The following is an 18,488-nucleotide window of genomic DNA, read 5'->3' as shown; positions in this document are numbered from 1 at the left end:
TGAATCGCAAAAAATTAAATCGCCACGAGAAATTAGGAATTTCATCATATAGGATGGAAGGTTAATTTTAGAAGCGGAGCTTTAGGCGTACGAAGTACGCCGCCTCCGATAGTCTCCGCCGTGGTGCTAAGAGCGACAAAGTCGCTTGGGAGTGAAACAGTCCAGTGGACTGTTTCAGGTCTGAGACTTGAAATTAGAAAGCGAAGAGAAAAGACCTTAGGCTTTTCCTTTAGTAATGAAACCGAAGGTTTGCGACACTCCGAAGCGATTTCGATAATAAATCGCTACGGAGTTAGTGCATCATCTAGGTTGTATCTGATGAGAACAACCGACTTGACGATGCCTTACTATAATTCTTTGTTTTCTGTTGTCATCCTCAAACAGTCCACTGGACTGTTGTGATGAAAGCTACGCTTTCTCTATTTCCCACCTCCAACAGTCTCCCAGACTGTTGGAGCCCCACCACTTAAGGAGAATATCAAAAAAACAAAAACTCAAACAACGGGAATTATTCAGTTATATTGAGATTTGTGCTTTTCCTTAAAATCAATTATAATGAAATTAAGATTAAAATTTTAAAGGAGATACTATGACGAAAAAAGAAGAGTGGCTAGCTCTCTTTGAGAAAATCACTGGCAGAAAACCAAGTGAGAAAGAGATTGAGGCTGGTCAAGAAACGGATTTCGACCCCCAAGAGTTGATCACTATTGCTAGCATCAAAAAGAAGAAAAAATGGTCAATACCAGCTATTTCATGGACTAAAAAATCAGTAATGACCTCTATTCTACCGATTGCTATTGTCTGTCTGGCTTTGCTCTTTACGATTTTAGCCTGGTTGACGAGTGCTTCAGGTAGCTTCCTCTTTTTGACTGTTCTGCTCTTGATTGCAGGAGTAACCCTGACAATCATTAACTGGAAACAGCTACGTGCTTGGTCCTTAGCGTCAGCGATTGTGGCAGCTCTTTCATTTGCCTTATCATTGGGAGCAGTGAGCTATCATTTTCTGATTTCAGAGGTTACAAGTCTAGTGAACTATGATGGTTCTGACTCGACTTCAATTTTGGATGATGAGATTCAGGGCAATGCGCGTGATGAAGACGGTTCTTATCAGGATGATTACGATAGCAGCTATGATTACGATTATGACTATGATGATGACTCGAGCGATTCATCTGACTCATCTGGTTCACTATCTGATGACTATGTGACTAATTATTATGATTTCAACTGGACTGAAGATAAATTCCGCCAGTTGGTTGTTGGTCAAGACAGTCTAGATGACATTGTGAAAAAGTTCGGTAAGGGATCATCTGGAGTAGTTGATGGTGATACCATTGAACTGAAATACGAAGATAGTGATAGTACTTTTGATGATGATTTAATTCCAGATTCTGTTGAAATGACCTTTGAAGAAGATAGTTCAGGTGACTATATCCTAGAATCTGCATCATTTTATGGTGATGTTGAAGGAATTACTGAAAGCGTGTTAGAAAACAGTGCATGGACAGATGAGCAATTAGCAGCTCTTAAAGCAGCAAATGGTGTGGAATCCGAATTGACTAAATCAACTAAGTTAACTGATATTGTCAAGAGTCACCCCAAAGCAAGTCTTGGCCAAACGACTCTTTCAACTGATGAAAAAGGTAAATTTTATCAGACGGCCACCCTTTACTACATCTCTACATCAGATGATAGCACTAGTTATTCAAGTCTTGCACTTGCCTTTAATTATGACAGCGCCAGCAAGACCTATTATCTCGAAAAGGTAACAGATATTGATTAATAAGAAGAAGGCTTGGACCAAAGGTCAAGTCTTTTATTATTTAGTCGAGACAATGTCTAAAAGTCTTGCTCAATCTTTCTTTGGAAAATGATATAATATACTTATGCCTAAAAAAAATACAAGTAAAAAAGGCGCCAAATCTAAAAAGCGCCCAACAAAAGCAGAATTGGAAAGAAAACAGGCCATTAATCGGATGGTGACGGCTTTTGTCATCGCCTTTGTCCTCTTTTTTGGAATTATTCGCCTAGGGATTTTTGGAGTAACGGTCTATAACATGGTCCGATTTTTCGTCGGAAGTCTAGCCTATCCCTTTATCTTTGTCTGGATTTTCTACCTGTTTGGTTTTCGTTTCTTTAAAAAATTTGAAGGTCTAGCAACTGGACTCTTTCTGGTTGGTATTGGACTACTACTCGAGTTTCACGCCTGCCTCTTCACTTTTACCACACTAGCTGGTCAAGATGTGCTCTCTAGCAGCATGAGATTGATTATCTCGGATCTATCTAGTTTTCGTGTGACTCAGTTTCTCGGCGGAGGTATGCTGGGAGCTATTCTTTATAAGCCAGTCGCCTTCCTTTTCACCAATATTGGAGCTTTTCTGATTGGACTTTTGTTCATGGGCTTTGGCCTCTTTATCATGAGTCCTTATGGTGTCGAAGAACTCATGGCTTATATGCGTGAAAAATGGCTGGCGCTTCAGGATCAGCTTGAACAGAAAAGACAAAAACGATTTGCCGAAAGAGAACTCCGTCAAGCAGAAGCAGAGCAAAAAGCCTTGGAAAAGGCTCAGGCAGAAGAAGCCAAGCGTTTGGAAGAACTCATTGTCGATGATGAGACTGGTGAAATTCTCTATGACAAGGCAGTAGATGAGCCGATTCAGTTTGATGATTTACCAGAAGCCTATCAGGAACCAGAGATTCTAGCATATGAGCCAGAAATTCCTGTCCAGTCTAGCTATCCTGACCAAGATTTCTCTACTTACGATGAGGTTCCCTACCCAGAGGAAATCAATCTTGATCAGTTTGATGACACAGAAGAGCTTGATAATGAGCCTGTGTCAGTTGATTTCTCAGCCAAGCAGATGCTCATGTATAAGCTACCTTCTATCGATCTCTTTGCACCAGATAAACCTAAAAATCAATCAAAAGAGAAGAAGATTGTTAGAGATAATATTCGAATACTAGAAGAAACCTTCAGGAGTTTTGGTATCGATGTTAAGGTTGAGCGTGCTGAAATTGGACCATCTGTTACCAAGTATGAAATCAAGCCAGCAGTCGGTGTCCGTGTCAACCGTATTTCCAATCTAGCGGATGATTTGGCGCTTGCCCTAGCAGCTAAGGATGTCCGTATCGAGGCGCCGATTCCAGGAAAATCTCTAGTTGGTATTGAAGTACCAAACTCAGAAATTGCGACCGTTTCTTTCCGAGAACTCTGGGAACAATCTCAAACAGATCCAGAAAAACTTTTGGAAGTGCCGCTCGGTAAGGCTGTCAATGGCTCAGCTCGTAGCTTTGATTTAGCCCGTATGCCCCACTTGCTAGTTGCAGGTTCGACAGGTTCTGGTAAATCTGTTGCCGTCAATGGTATTATTTCTTCTATCTTGATGAAGGCTCGTCCAGATCAGGTCAAATTCCTTATGGTCGATCCCAAGATGGTTGAGCTCTCTGTCTACAATGATATTCCCCATCTTCTTATCCCTGTGGTAACCAATCCTCGTAAGGCTGCCAAGGCTCTGCAAAAGGTTGTTGATGAGATGGAAAATCGATATGAGCTCTTCAGTCACTTTGGTGTCCGCAATATTGCTGGCTACAATGCCAAGGTGGAGGAGTGGAATAGCCAATCTCAGGAGAAACAGATTCCTCTTCCTCTGATTGTTGTTATCGTTGATGAATTGGCAGACCTGATGATGGTTGCTTCAAAAGAAGTTGAAGATGCCATTATCCGACTCGGTCAGAAGGCGCGTGCTGCGGGGATTCATATGATTCTTGCCACACAACGTCCATCTGTCGATGTTATCTCAGGTTTGATTAAGGCTAACGTGCCATCTCGTGTTGCCTTTGCTGTCTCATCTGGGACCGACTCCAGAACGATTTTGGATGAAAATGGCGCAGAGAAGCTCCTTGGTCGAGGAGATATGCTCTTTAAACCCATCGATGAAAACCACCCAATCCGTCTGCAAGGCTCCTTCATCTCTGACGATGATGTCGAACGTATCGTCAGCTTTATCAAAAATCAAGCTGAAGCCCAGTATGACGACAGTTTTGACCCTGGCGAAGTGGCAGAAGGTGATCTTTCTTCTTCTGGAAATGGCGGAGCTGCTGAGGGAGATCCCCTCTTTGAAGAAGCAAAAGCTCTGGTACTAGAAACCCAAAAAGCTAGCGCTTCTATGCTCCAAAGACGCCTCTCAGTCGGCTTTAACCGAGCAACTAGACTGATGGAAGAATTGGAAGAAGCAGGAGTCATCGGACCAGCCGAAGGTACCAAACCAAGAAAAGTTCTCATGACTAATAGCTAAAAACACAATCTCAATGAAAATTGGGGTTGTTTTTTTGCTTAAACGACACAAATATAATAATAAAATTTTCTAATTTTGCATTTAAGTAAAATTAGAATTGAAAACGCCTCCTTTTCAAATAATTTGATACTAAAAATTATTTTTGATATTTTAAAGGTTATCTGAAAAGACTGATATAATTGAATTTGTTACTAATTAAAAATATAAAAACACTTATTTCAGAAACTTTCTGACAATTGTTGTCAATAAAAGAATATTATGATAAAATGAGATTTATAAACTTATAGGAGGTGCAACATGGCACTAATTAAATTGACCCCTGAAGAACTTCGTACATCAGCTGTTAAATATACTAATGGTTCAAATGATGTAACATCTGTTCTCTCTACTTTGCGTGCAGAGCAACAAGTTATCTCAGATAACTGGGACGGTACAGCCTTCGATAGCTTTGAAGAACAATTCAACGAATTGGCTCCAAAAATCGAACAATTTGCGCAATTGCTTGCTGACATTAACACTCAATTGAATAGCGTTGCGGATACAATTGAACAAACTGACTCAGATATTGCTGCACAAATCCGCGGCTAATAGCTGATTTCAGGAAGACCATTCCTGAACATAAATGGAGACTTAGTCTCCATTGGTATAGTAGTCAATCTTTGGATACTATACCAATGGTGATTAGAGCTGCGGGCTACTATTTTATATCAAGTTTTTGATAGCTAGCTCTGTATTTTCCCGAAGATAAGATTATAAAAGGAGGTGAAGCTGGGTACATTTTTGTCTCAGCCTCTCCTTGTTTTATCGGTCAATCATCATCAGAAAAAATTGTCAAAAGGAAGTTAAAATGGAGAGATTTAAACTGTCAAGACCAGTCAAATATATAGTAAGTATCCTCTTGATTGTGGTCATGCTTGCAGCCGTAGTTGGCTTGAATATTGCTGTGCAAAATACGACCAGCACAAAGTCAGCTCAAACGAGTCAAAAAGAAACCAAACTTGATGTCGCTATCGTCAACGAAGATCAGTCTGTTGAGTCAGACGGTCAGAGTTACAATCTTGGCTCTAGCTATATCAAGACAATTGAGCGTGATGAGACGCACAACTGGTCAGTAGTCAGCCGAGGAACAGCAGAAGCTGGGCTTAAGTCAGGTGACTACCAGTTGATTATCTTCATCCCAAGCGATTTCTCTAAGAAAGTATTGGATATCAACAATGTAAATGTTGAAAAAACAACTGTAACTTACAAGGTCAATGCTTCTGGAAATCTTCAGGTTGAAAATGAAGCCAATAAGCTAGCTAAAGATGTGGTTTCAGATTTGAATGCGCAGCTTGTTGATATGTATATGGCAAGTATCCTAAGCAATCTCTACACTGCACAGGAAAATGTTCAAGCAATTGCCAATACCCAATCAACTAATATTGGCAACTATAAGGCAAATCTTTATGACTCAGCTCTAGCCTTCCAAGATGTATTCCCAAGTCTTGTTTCTTCATCAAATTCAAGTTTGGAAGCAAATAATAGCTTGAATGAAACAATTGCTTCAAGTCTCAACCTCTATCAAACCCTTTCAAGTTCACAGGATTCCTTCCGTACAAGTCTTGAAAGTTTGATTAGCCAACGTGCAAGCAATGACATCACCTATACAGAATTTACGTCTGCTTTGATGGAAATGAATCAGTCAGTTCTTAGCGATGAATTGTCAAGCTTGATTTCAAGCATGGAAACAGAGCAGACAGAACTGTCAACTAAACTTGGAACAGTCACTACAGATACGGATGGTCAGGTTTTGACATCAGGTTATGAAGCTTATTTAGCTGAACTAGATAGTCAAATTGCTACTTTAGAACAAAATATTGCTGACGAGCAAAATAAACTCCAAAGTCAAATCAGTGCAATTGATACCTATGTTGAACAAGAGATTGCCAACTACTATGGAACAAGCCTAGACTCTGTAACGTTAGCAGATATCCTTGATAAGGACACTAGCTTGACCTACTCAGTGAGTGATTATACCAGTGATTTGAATAACCTGATGCAATCAATGATTGCGACACTTCCAAGTGCGGATTTGTCAGCAGTAACAGCTTCTATGGAAGCGACTGATGTTAATCAGATCACAGCCTACACTAGTCAAGCTCAAAGCTATGTTACAAATAATGGTAAATCATTCAACTCTAGTCTCTTGACAGGTCTTCAAACGGCCTATACAACAATGAAAAACAAAGAGAGTGATGAGGCTAAGTATCAAGCGGCACAAACTGCCTCTTCAAGCTCATCAACCTCAAGCCCAGCTAGCCTTTCTATCAGTGACCCAGGTTCTATTGTTTCAAGCTGGGAACTTACTGTTGAGGGTGTGACAACAAATCATGCTGTTTCTGATAGCGTCCCTGTTGATTTGAGTAAGGGCTACTCAGTAAAAATCAACTATAGCTACACGACTGCAGTAACAAATACGACGACAACTGATGCATCAGCTACAACAACGACATCATCTTCATCAACTTCTGGAACAGGAACAACGACATCAACGTCTCATAATACAACTGGAGATGTTACTCTTGTAACGACAGTCAATGGTAAATCAACGACTAGCACACCTAGCTTTGACTATAATGACTATTTGACTGCAGTAGCTGATTACCATAGCAAGGCGCAAGCAGTTATTGACGCTTACAATACAGTTGGGAAATTGATTGATACCTACTATCCAACTGGAACAAGTTCATTAACAGATAAGTTCCTCAATCAACCAGCTAAGACACTCCTGAAAGATCTATTGACTGATGCCATTACAAATAATTTGTCAGCCTATAGCAGTGCAGTTGCAGCGGATAACAAGTTGACTGAGACCTTGACATCCTTGAAAGCTACTAAGGCTGATCTTGAGACACAGTTGGCAAGTATCAAAACAAACAGCGAACAATTGGCGAGTCAAATCTCAAGCCAATTGGCTCTAGTATCTTCTCTACAAGAAAAAGCAAACTCAGTCTCTACAGCACAGGCAAGTAGTGATGAAGCTCAAAAATCATCGACAGCTGACCTGTCATCACTTAGTGATGAATTGCAGTCGCTTCTTAGTTCGACATCAAGCGTCGAAGCAAGCTCACAAGCTACCTCAACAGAGGCGTCAGGTGTTAATGACATTTTCAGTAACTTCAACCAACAAGTTCAAAATGCTCAATCAAGTGGTCAAGCTCTCTCAACAGATGCAGCAAGTTTGATGAATGAATTTGAAGCAGAATTGAATGAAAGTGGTGACTTTGTTAGCTCATTTGTTAAAGTGCTTAACAATGCTTACAGTAATGGAGTGGCAAATGAAGTCCTTCTTGATTTCTTGTCAAACCCAGTTGCTGAAACCTCTTCATCAGTTAAGGCTACAGTCAATGTTTATCGACCATTCACCTGGATTCTTCTTCTCGAAGTGGTTACTCTCTTTACAGCCTATATCTTTGCGACGCAGAATCTTGTTAAGAAAGTTAAAGATAAATTCAAAGTGGATCATTTCTACAATACAGACTTGCTCAATGTTTTGATTCTATCATTCCTTTCATTGATTGTCGGGCTTGTCTTGGGAATTGTCTCAGCAGACCGTCTAGCTATCGAGAGTGAATATCAACCTTCATGGGTCTTGCTCGTTGTTCTCTTTGCCTTTATCTTAGTTCATGGTCAATACCTCTTCATCAAGAACTTCAAGGCAATTGGTATGGGATTGGCACTCTTTATGATTATCAGTTTCGTTTATCTATCAAATGCTATCGGAACAACAGCTAGCTTGACTGGTTTCCCACAATTTCTTAAAACGATCAATCCGCTCTCAATGTTAGAGACGAAATTGTCAGCCTACTTTGATGGCACAACAGCCAGCCTTGCCTTTATCATCATTACCATAATTGCTATCGTCTTCATCTCGGTAACCAATGTCTTTGTGACTTTGACCTTGCCAGGAAGATCAGCAACTGAGGACTAATATGAAAAAAAGAACATTATTACTAGCACTGAGCCTAGTCAGTTTGACAGCTCTGCCTGTCTTTGCTGATGATATCAAAGACAATAGTCTAGTCATCGATAGTAATCGACTAGAGCAAGAGGGTGACAGTAAGAGTCTTGGAAATCAATCTGATATGGTCAAAGACCTCTTTTCAGAAGAAGACCAGAAAAAATTAAAAACCATCAAGGAAGAAGAAAGTCAGAAGATGGCAGCCAACCAAGAGCAGCTCTTCACTTCTGGTAATATTCCTGTGGTCAATATTGACACAGTATCGTTATTTTCGAGTAACGATACTTTGTTGCAAACGAGGGTAGAAGAAGATCAGACACAAAGTCAGTCAACAATTCTGATGCAGATGGTTTATCTTGGCTTGGTAATCAGTTTGATTCTACTTGCTACCTATCTTAGTTACCGTGTTTATAGGAGTCAATGATAAATGGGAGAACATATCAACGTTACTCTGAGTTCGGGTCAGCGCAAGATGGATATGCGAATCCCTACTCAGATTGAAGTCACAAAACTCATCAAAGAAATCGACAATATTTTTGGACGAGCAACTGATAGGCGAAAATATCAGATCCGTGTCATCAATAAAGGTCTTATCTTGGATGAGGGAAAAGTATTAGCACATTACCCAGTCACGACAGGTGACTTACTTGAAATCGAGGAGGTATAAGGTGGAGAAGTCATTTGAATTTGACCAACAGACCTTTCAATTTGAAAAAGAAGAGACCAGTTGGCACTTGAGCCTCAAACGTTCAGATGTCGCCAGCCAGGATTTATCAGAATTGATGTTGTTGTCCTTGACACATCCGCTCTTCTTGAAACAGAAGATTAGCAGTGATGCAGATAGCGTCAGCTTTGATTACGAAGTAGAAAAAGATCAGCTTACTAGAGAAGAGCTCAAAAAGCGTCCTATGTCTGAGAGTCTGCGCGTGGCTCTCAATAGTCTGGTTTTTGAAGAGGCACTTTCTTTACCGGTGACCTTCTTCTTGCATCCTGAAAATATCTTCTTAACCAAGGATGGTAATCCTAAGCTGGGCTACCGTGCCTTGCCAGAGGTCATGGTTCCAAGACAGATTGGACAGGAGGACTTCCTGAGACAGCTGAAATCTTACATTATTACGCTCTTTACAGATTTGGACTTTATGGACCTCTACAATGGTTCGCTTGAAGTAGCTGACCTGCCAGATTTCCTGGATAGTGTCAGACAAGCCAAGTCTAGCCAAGAAGTTAGAGAGCAGTTGGAGAGTTTCTATCATTTCAAACTTAATGAGGAAGCACAGAAGCTAACCACAGTTGCGAAGTCACGTTATCAACTCTACAAGTACGCCTCTATTTGGCTTTCTGTTGTTAGTCTGATCTTGTTGATTCCGCTTATCTATCTGGTCTTTATCAATAATCCTTTTAAGGAAAAGATGCTGCAGGCAGATACCTATTTTGTTAAGACAGACTATACAGGGCTGATTGAAGAGCTTGAAAAAGTAGCGGTAGCCAATATTCCCTACACTCAAAAATATGAACTGGCTTACGCCTATATCCAGTCACAGGATTTGAGTGAGGAGCAGCGCACTATTGTCCTCAATAATGTTTCCCTAAAATCTGATGAACTCTACCTTGATTACTGGATTCAGATTGGACGTGGAGACAGTGAGGATGCTAAGGATACGGCTAAACGTTTGGATGATGTGGACCTGGTTCTCTATGCAATCAGCGCTCAGAAAGAAAAAGTTCAGGCATCAGATAGCCTATCTGGTAGCGAGCGTGAGCAGCAGTTGGAAGAGCTCCAAACAGAGTATGACAAGTATTGGGAGCAACGCACCAACGACCTAAATGGTGACGACCAGTCATCAACGACTACTAGCTCAGCTTCATCAAGCGCCAGCAGTTCCTCTACTAGCAGCGCAAGTTCAGCTAGCAAATAGGAGGTCTTATGGGATTAGAACTTATCTTTTATAAGAATGGCATTCGCTATCACCAAGATCTCCAAGATGGTAAAAGCCTACACTTAAACCAGTTTTTAGATTTAGAAAGTGATCTTGTCTTGAAAGAAAGCCAAGGTCAGCTCTACTATCAACTGGCTGATGATCTTGGTCAGCTTGAAAATGGGCAGGAGCTTCTAGGAATTTCCTTCTATTATATTGCCAATCAGCTTTGTCATTCTTATGATCCTTTGGACAAGGCAGAGCTTCTCTTGTCATCAGGCAAAGGTGCTGATATCTACTTACCAAATTTTTCAGCCCAGCTTGTTTTGAAAAAAGAAGCAAGAGAGTGGCGACTACATTGTCTATCAGGAACTTACTATTTCAATAATCTCTTGACTGACAAGGAAGAAATCCTCCTTCAAGATGGAGATGAGATTAGTTTTGAAGGTTTGACGGTTCATATCTTCTCAGATGAAATCATGGTTTCTTCTGGTGTAGAAGTCTCTGATTCTCTGGCTAGTCTAGCTCATTCTCGTTATGATTTTTATGAGGACTATCCAGATTATCACCGTTCTCCAAGGATTATCTACCGTAGTTCAGAGGAAAAGATCAGCATCAATGCTCCTGGAAATGAACCGACCAAACCGAGAGATGAACTCTTAAAACTCATTATTCCGCCTATTGCCATGATAGCCATCACCGTCTTGATTTCGATCTTTTATCCTCGTGGGATTTATGTCATCATGACCATGGCGATGAGTTTGATTACAACTGTCTTTTCTATCCAAGGTTATTTTAAAAACCGTAAGCAGTACAAGGAAGATTTGGCAGAGCGTATCAAGGCTTACAAGCTCTATTTGGCGGACAAGTCTATCGAGCTCAGCCAATTAGCCAAGGCTCAAAAAGATGGTCAGCTCTATCACTACCCTGATTTGGGACGTTTGGAGAAAATGGCGCAGGTCTTTTCACACCGAATCTATGAGAAAACGCCCTTGCACTTTGACTTTCTCTATTACCGTCTGGGTCTGGGTCAAGTTGACATCAGCTATCAGCTGACCTATTCTAAGACTGAGCGTTCTGGTATCAAGGATCCTCTGGAAACAGAAGGCTACGCCCTCTACAATCAGAACCGCAAGATTTCAGACATGCCAATCGTTGCCAATCTGTCTCACGGTCCTGTGGGTTACATCGGACCAAGAGAGCTTGTTTTGGAACAGCTCCAGCTCATGGTCAACCAGCTTGCCTTCTTCCATTCCTACCATGATATTCAATTTATCACTATCATGCCAGAGGAGGAAAAGGACCAGTGGGAGTGGATGCGCTGGCTGCCACATGCTAGCCTTCAAGACATGAATGTTCGTGGCTTCGTCTACAACCAACGTACCCGTGACCAGGTCCTCAACAGCCTTAATCAGATTCTCAAGCTCCGCAAGGCACAAGCAGAGAGCAAGGAAGCTAGTGAGTCTTCCCTCTTTGCCCCCCACTATGTGGTCCTAGTGACAGATGAAAAGTTGATTTTGGATCACGTCATCATGGAGTTCTTCACCGAAGATCCGACAGCCCTTGGTTGTTCCCTGATTTTCGTGCAGGACGTCATGAGTTCCCTGTCTGAAAATATCCAGACCGTCATCAACATCAAGGACCGAAACACTGGTCAGTTGGTCATGGAAGAGGGCAATCTCAAAGAGATTGACTTCGCTTTGGACCACTACCCGACTGACTTCGACAAGGAGTCCCTCTCTCGCCGTCTGGCGCCACTCAACCACCTGCAGAACCTCAAGAGTTCCATCCCTGACACCGTGACTTTCATGGAGATGTATGGGGCTGAGGACTTTGAAGATCTGGGTGTTTTGGCAAGATGGCAGAGCAATGCTCCATATAAATCCCTAGCTGTGCCTCTGGGACTTAGAGGTCAGGACGACCTAGTCTACCTCAATCTGCATGAGAAGGCCCATGGCCCTCACGGACTGATTGCAGGAACGACAGGGTCAGGTAAGTCAGAGGTTATCCAGTCTTATATTCTCAGCCTAGCTGTCAATTTCCACCCGCACGATGTCGCCTTTCTTCTGATTGACTACAAGGGTGGGGGGATGGCCAACCTCTTCAAAGACCTCCCTCACCTTCTCGGTACCATTACCAACCTTGACGGTGCCCAGTCTATGCGTGCCTTGGTTTCCATCAATGCCGAGCTCAAACGCAGACAGCGCCTCTTTGCCCAGGCTGACGTCAACCACATCAACCAGTACCAGAAGAAGTACAAGCTTGGCGAGGTCGATGAACCCATGCCTCACCTATTCTTGATTTCAGATGAATTCGCAGAGCTTAAGAGCAATCAACCAGACTTTATGAAAGAGCTGGTCTCAACAGCACGTATCGGACGTTCCCTAGGAATCCACCTGATCCTAGCTACTCAAAAACCAACAGGTGTCGTGGATGACCAAATCTGGTCTAACTCCCGCTTCAAGCTGGCCCTTAAAGTGGCAGACCGACAGGATTCTAACGAAATGTTGCACACACCAGATGCGGCAGAGATTACGCAGGCAGGACGTGCCTACCTACAGGTCGGCAATAACGAAGTCTATGAACTCTTCCAGTCAGCCTGGTCAGGAGCAGACTACCAACCAGACAAGGAAGACCAAGGAATCGAAGACCATACCATCTATGCCATCAATAGCCTAGGCCAGTATGAAATCCTCAACGAAGACCTCTCAGGACTAGACGATGTCGAAGACATCCGCCAAGTCCCAACAGAACTGGATGCCATCGTTGACAAACTCCAGCAACTGACCCAAGCACAAGGCATCAAGAGCCTCCCACAACCCTGGTTACCACCGTTGGAGAAACAGATTGCATTGACCGCCTTGAGACCAGAGAGCTATCGTGAGCTTTGGAAGTCTGGCTCAGCGCATTTAGAAGCTATTATTGGTCAGATTGATGTCCCAAGTCAACAAGCTAAACTTCTAGCTACACATGACTTTGAAGCAGACGGGAACTTAGCTCTTTACTCAGCACCGGGTATGGGGAAATCAACCTTCCTACAAACCTTACTGATGGACTTGGCTAGACAAAATCAACCAGACCAGCTCCATTTCTATCTCTTTGACTTTGGAACCAATGGTCTCTTGCCTTTAGCTAAACTGCCACATACAGCTGATTACTTTACCATTGATGGAACAGAGAAACTCAGCAAGTTTGTTGGACGCATGCAGGAAGAAGTTGCTTCTCGTAAGAAGCTCTTTAGTAAAGAAGGTGTTTCAACGCTAGCCCTCTACCAACAGATGACTGGTCATACCTTGCCACAGTTAGTCATTGCCATTGATTCCTATGATGGTATTAAGGAAGGTGACTATGGTGATGCCCTAGAAGCTTGCTTCCAAAGTTTGTTGCGTGAGGGAAGTAGTTTAGGTATTTACCTTGTCTTGACTGCTGGACGAGTTGGTGCTGTTAAACCAGCCCTACAAGCCATGATTAAGAGTCGTATTGTCCTCAAGATGACGGATGATTCGGATGCTCGCTCATTGATTGGACGTCATGACCATATCATGGAAGACATCCCAGGTCGTGGACTTATTCGCCTAGAAGAACCAGAGGTCTTCCAAGTTGCCCAAGCTAGTCAAGGACAAGAAACCTATCACATTATCAAGGAACTTCAAGAAGAAGCTGAGAAGATGAGTCAGTCTTGGACAGGAAATCGTCCTAAAGCTATTCCGATTGTACCTGAAACCATGACACTTGAAGACTTTATGGCTAAAGAAAGCGTTAAAGCATCTCTTCAGGCAGGGGACATCCCTATTGGACTTGATATGGTACATGTAGAACCCGTCACGCTTAAATCAGACCGCTTCAAGCACCTAGCTTATATCTCTGACAATGGTGAATCGCTTGAGAATATTGGTCGCCATCTCTTAGATGTTTTGGTGCAAGTACCGACTAAAAAAGTAATGTTAATTGATACGGATAATCTCTATAGTGATTGGTCTCAAAAAGTTCGAACCTATATCACACGAAAAGAGGAGTTACCGATGTTCGTTCAACAATTGGAATCGATTTTCAAGGAACGTCAGGGAAGTTCGAGTGGGGATGATTGGTTTATCTTCATTCCAAATACACAAGATTTCTTTGCATCTGCTGGAATGACAATCGATAGTTGGAATGATTTATTTACAGAAGGGTACAAAGTAGGACTCTACTTCGTTCTTGGAGGGATGTATCAATTCCTTGGAACATCAATTGATGCTTTTGCTAAGAAAGTTCGTCTGGACAGTCACTTGATACTTCTGGGCATGCGTCTCATTGATCAGTCCTTCCTTGATAAGGCATATAATAGTAAGGAACCACATCTTAATAAGGATGAAGTTTATCTCCATGATAGACGTCACTATGAAAAAGTAAAACTAACCAGTTAGAAAGGTGGACATTATGTCAACAATTCAAAGTAATGCCTCGTCTGCTCAAGCTAGCGCAACAGCTATCAGTAGCGGTTCAGCAGGAATAGGTGCTGTTTCTTCAGGTAGTAAGGACAGCAATAGCAGCTATAGTGGAAAAGGAACCATGGATGGAGCTATTGATAATGAGGCGTTTTACAGTCATCAGGTTTCAGAACAGATTTCACAATTTGTATCCTTTGTCCATGCGATGGCAAGTGAGTTTGAAGCTGTAGATGCTGGACTTGGTGCCCAACTTAGCACACCAACAACCAGTCTCCCATCAACGACTCCTAAAACAACAAAAACAACTGATCTTCCCTATACTAATTATTTTAAGTAAGAGGTTAGGAGATGACAGAGACACGATTAAAAGATCTTGACAAAGAGATCGAAGCTAACAAAGTTGCCTTAGAAAATTTAGAGACAGAACGAAAGAAGGACATTCGTCTGGAAGATGAAGTTTTGGATCTGACAGGTATTATCAATAGCAACTTACGTGAGTTATCTTACATGCCTCTATCTCAGTCAAGAGAAGAGAGTTTGATGAATGAGCTAGATGGTCTGCAAAGATTGACCAAGACTTTGGATGGTCATTTTAGAGATAGAGATGCTTATTATCAAAAGACTAAGCAATCCCTCCTAGATAAAGGAGAAGAGCTCAGCTATGAGAAAAAACGTACTTTAAGAAGTATAGAAGAAAAGAAAGGGGATAAAACCAATGGTTAAAGTAGATGCAGGTGGCTTGTCAGCTATGGGAAGTAGTGTTTCAACCGCAAGTAACAGCCGTTCGCAGGCCTTGAATCAAGCCCTAAGTTCATTTGCACAATTTGCAGGAGCAAGTGACTTAAAAGGTAAGGCCTATGATAGTGCCAAGAATTACCAAGCTAGTGTTTTAACGCCATTGCTTCAGGGACTTATTATCTATACTGAAGCAGTAGGAAGTGCCGCAAGTACACTTTCCTCAACCTATGCCAGCCTTTGTGGAGGTGAGAGTTTAGATAGTGATCAGTTGGAAGCTGAGATTAATAGCAAGCAGGCTAGTGTTATAACGGCTCAAAATCTTGTTAGAACTCTCTCAAAAGATGAGAATGTTACAGCTGCCACACGTAAACAAGCCAGTGATTATGCCAGCTCATTACAAAGTGACCTGAATAAGACCCGAGAGAAGTTGAGAAAACTTAACGAGTTTGACCGCCAATCTTCAACAATCGTTAGTAATATTTCTGCACTTGAAGGAGCCCTTAAGTCAGGGACAGCTCAAGTTGTGGCAGATTTTAATGGCTTTTGTGCGACAACAGGTTTTCGAAGCTATCAGAGTAGTGACTTACCTTGGGCGACTGAGTTGAAAGATACATGGAAAAAACGTCAAGTTGTTATGGAAGCCTTGAAAACTCAAGAGGATATGACAGAAGAGGAAGCCAAAGCAATCACTGATTACTATGGAGTGACAGGAGAATATGAGAAGGAAATTATTTTCTATGACAATTACTTTGGTTATGGAAAGAGTAAAATCTCTGTTTCTGCATCAACAGATAGTGATGTCGCGATTAAGTTTGATAAGGGAGTTTTTTCTGGCATTGGACTAGGAGAGTCAGCTTCAATTAGTAAGGATGGTTCAACCGAAGGGACTCTTAAAGGTAGTGCACTTTCAAGTGATTCTTTGACACCATCTAGTACAGGGAAAGTTGGCCCAGAAGAAGCTGGTATTAGTTTTACTTTGGAAAAAGATAATACAAGTCTTACTATGGGTTACAAGTATGTCAATGGTGTTATGGCAAGTTATGCCAGCAAAAAGACTACAGTCAATAATGCTGTTGAAGTGTCAACGGATAAGGAAGTAAAAACAGATGTTTCAGTTGAGACAGAGTATGGTAAGTATCAGAGAAATAATGATGATGGTTCATATTATGACTTGGCTGGAGCGACTGTGAATGTTGTTTCAGGAGTAGTATCCTCTGGTGTTGAAACAGCTAAGGAAGTTGGAACTTTTGTGTGGGATAATATTGGAACAATTGCAGTAGGGACTGTTATTATTGGTGGTACTGCTTTAGCTGCTATTTATCTTAGCCCATATATTGCGGTAGGTTGGCTTGTTTCTTCAGCAGTAGCGACATTTAGTGTTAACAGCGGAGAAAATGACGGAGAGAAATAATGAACAATAAATTGATTACAAAAATTGCAGAACAATCAGTAAAAACTATTTATTTTTATCAACAACTATTTCGTATCGTTTTTATCATTTTAGTAGTAGCTATTGATATAGTCGTAGTTCACCAGCTATTAACGGTCGGTAATTCAACTTTGACTACTGTATTAGCACTAATATTGGTGTTTGTGGTAGCCTGTATTGTTGTTTATCATAATATCTTTACTGCAGCGATTGATGATATCTTAGTTAATCAAATTGATATTAAAAAATATCTAGAATTTCGAGTTTATGTAGAATCAAAAAGTAACAAAAAATCGAAAAAAATAACCCGAAATCTTCTTGTATTTTCAGAGGGTGTAGCAGCTTACTATCAAGGTGATTTTGAAAAATCTCTTAATTACTTACAGCGTTCTGATTGGAGAATGGTATCTATCCCAGATAGGGAGAAAATGCGAATGAACATTGCTTATTTTTCCGGTTTGGTACGGTTAGAGAGTAATAAAGGGGATGAAGTTGATTATTTCCAAACTATAGGTGTGAGTAAAAAGAGTAAGGAATACAAGGTTTACAAAAATATGATTAGTGCTATACAGAATATTTATAGGGGAAATGTTGATGATTTTTTTGAAGATTTTATTCCTACTAATCGGTTATCTTTAATTATGAAATATTATTTTCTTGCATTGAATTATGTTAATCAAGATAATGTGAATACTGCTAAAACCTATTTCCAAGAAATTGTAAATGAAAACCCAGAACTATTTTATGTCCGTGAAGCTAAAAAATATTTAGAGGAGAACTAATATGACTGAAAGACAAGTGCTACCAATCGGTACAGTAGTAAGAGTGAAGAAAGCAAGTGAGAATCTGATGATTTCAACGCTTTTTCCGGTAACTGAAAAAAATGGAGAACGAGGCTACTTTGATTTTGGAGCAGTCCCACTTCCTTTAGGTGTTACAAATGAACAAACTGCTTTTTTCAATAAAGAAGATATTGAGGAAGTCGTATTTGTAGGTTATATTGATATACATTTTCAACAGCTAACTGAAAATTATGATGCCATTGTATCGGGTATTGAATATCCTAAATTAACAGTCGCAGCATTTAATCAAAAAGATTAAGAGAGAAGATCTTATATCCACAAAGGCTAGAACTTACTTCTTAATCAGACTGGAGCACTATGAAAAAGATAAAAAGGATAAGCTTTGCTTTGCTCGCTTTCACAGCATTGTTAATGTTGGTAGCTTGCAAGGGTTCAGCAAAGATTCAAGGAACTTGGAAGGCTCAAGATCCGAGTGATAATAATATGAAGGTAGTTATTACAGACACTAGCATTTCAATTGATGGTGAAAGTAGTGACTATACTCAGAATGGTATCGGTATCGTCAACGGTATTCACTACTATGTAATCAAACTGAAAGATTACGATAATTATTATTCGATTATCTTTCCAGACAGTGATGACGATGTAGCGATTATGCTTCAGATTGATGATACAGATGAGCCATTACAGGGAAGTATGATTCTGGCAATGAATAAATCTGAAACACCAGATTATACTGACTATGCTGAAAAGTATATGGATACTTCCCAATAACGAAAACTGGCTCTTTGTCAACTGTAGTGGGTTGACTAAATAATTAAGCACGAGAGAGAATCAAATTGGTTCTCTCTTTTGTTGCGTTCAAAGCGAGAAGAAT

At 41.0% G+C, this 18,488-nt stretch carries 14 protein-coding genes; all 14 read left to right on the top strand.

Annotated features, from left to right (window positions below; genetic code table 11):
• The first annotated feature begins 589 nt into the window (after positions 1 to 589).
• On the top strand, positions 590 to 1,783 hold the full coding sequence (locus JOC28_RS06780) for a DUF2189 domain-containing protein (protein WP_205009940.1): 1,194 nt from the start codon (positions 590 to 592) through the stop codon (positions 1,781 to 1,783).
• Between the two features lie 103 nt (positions 1,784 to 1,886).
• Positions 1,887 to 4,295, top strand: a complete 2,409-nt coding sequence (locus tag JOC28_RS06775) for a DNA translocase FtsK (protein ID WP_205009939.1) — start codon at positions 1,887 to 1,889, stop codon at positions 4,293 to 4,295.
• 297 nt (positions 4,296 to 4,592) lie between these two features.
• A complete protein-coding gene (locus JOC28_RS06770) occupies positions 4,593 to 4,883 on the top strand; it encodes a WXG100 family type VII secretion target (RefSeq protein WP_205009938.1) in 291 nt (96 codons plus the stop codon).
• A gap of 259 nt (positions 4,884 to 5,142) precedes the next feature.
• On the top strand, positions 5,143 to 8,265 hold the full coding sequence (gene esaA, locus JOC28_RS06765; protein WP_205009937.1) for a type VII secretion protein EsaA: 3,123 nt from the start codon (positions 5,143 to 5,145) through the stop codon (positions 8,263 to 8,265).
• Between the two features lies 1 nt (position 8,266).
• Complete coding sequence (essA, locus tag JOC28_RS06760; RefSeq protein ID WP_205009936.1) at positions 8,267 to 8,719, top strand: type VII secretion protein EssA; 453 nt, start codon at positions 8,267 to 8,269, stop codon at positions 8,717 to 8,719.
• Positions 8,720 to 8,722: 3 nt separating this feature from the next.
• Positions 8,723 to 8,962, top strand: coding sequence for an EsaB/YukD family protein (locus tag JOC28_RS06755; RefSeq protein ID WP_205009935.1), 240 nt, complete (start codon positions 8,723 to 8,725; stop codon positions 8,960 to 8,962).
• Between the two features lies 1 nt (position 8,963).
• On the top strand, positions 8,964 to 10,211 hold the full coding sequence (gene essB / locus JOC28_RS06750; RefSeq protein ID WP_205009934.1) for a type VII secretion protein EssB: 1,248 nt from the start codon (positions 8,964 to 8,966) through the stop codon (positions 10,209 to 10,211).
• An 8-nt stretch (positions 10,212 to 10,219) separates the two neighbouring features.
• Entirely contained in the window at positions 10,220 to 14,617 is a 4,398-nt protein-coding gene (gene essC, locus JOC28_RS06745) for a type VII secretion protein EssC (protein WP_205009933.1), read from the top strand.
• Positions 14,618 to 14,630: 13 nt separating this feature from the next.
• Positions 14,631 to 14,978, top strand: coding sequence for a TIGR04197 family type VII secretion effector (locus JOC28_RS06740; protein ID WP_205009932.1), 348 nt, complete (start codon positions 14,631 to 14,633; stop codon positions 14,976 to 14,978).
• An 11-nt stretch (positions 14,979 to 14,989) separates the two neighbouring features.
• A complete protein-coding gene (locus JOC28_RS06735; protein ID WP_205009931.1) occupies positions 14,990 to 15,364 on the top strand; it encodes a hypothetical protein in 375 nt (124 codons plus the stop codon).
• Complete coding sequence (locus JOC28_RS06730) at positions 15,357 to 16,790, top strand: T7SS effector LXG polymorphic toxin (RefSeq protein WP_205009930.1); 1,434 nt, start codon at positions 15,357 to 15,359, stop codon at positions 16,788 to 16,790. The genes JOC28_RS06735 and JOC28_RS06730 overlap by 8 nt, the downstream gene beginning before the upstream one ends.
• Positions 16,790 to 17,590: a tetratricopeptide repeat protein gene (locus JOC28_RS06725; RefSeq protein ID WP_205009929.1), complete on the top strand. Its 801-nt coding sequence runs from the start codon at positions 16,790 to 16,792 to the stop codon at positions 17,588 to 17,590. The genes JOC28_RS06730 and JOC28_RS06725 overlap by 1 nt, the downstream gene beginning before the upstream one ends.
• A 1-nt stretch (position 17,591) precedes the next feature.
• Positions 17,592 to 17,909 (top strand): DUF4176 domain-containing protein, encoded by a 318-nt coding sequence (locus JOC28_RS06720; RefSeq protein WP_205009928.1) that lies wholly within the window; start codon positions 17,592 to 17,594, stop codon positions 17,907 to 17,909.
• Between the two features lie 59 nt (positions 17,910 to 17,968).
• A complete protein-coding gene (locus JOC28_RS06715; protein ID WP_205009927.1) occupies positions 17,969 to 18,385 on the top strand; it encodes a hypothetical protein in 417 nt (138 codons plus the stop codon).
• Positions 18,386 to 18,488: the final 103 nt, after the last annotated feature.

The organism is Streptococcus loxodontisalivarius, from assembly GCF_016908645.1.
GTDB lineage: Bacteria > Bacillota > Bacilli > Lactobacillales > Streptococcaceae > Streptococcus > Streptococcus loxodontisalivarius.
This window is presented reverse-complemented; position numbering and strand designations above follow the sequence as displayed.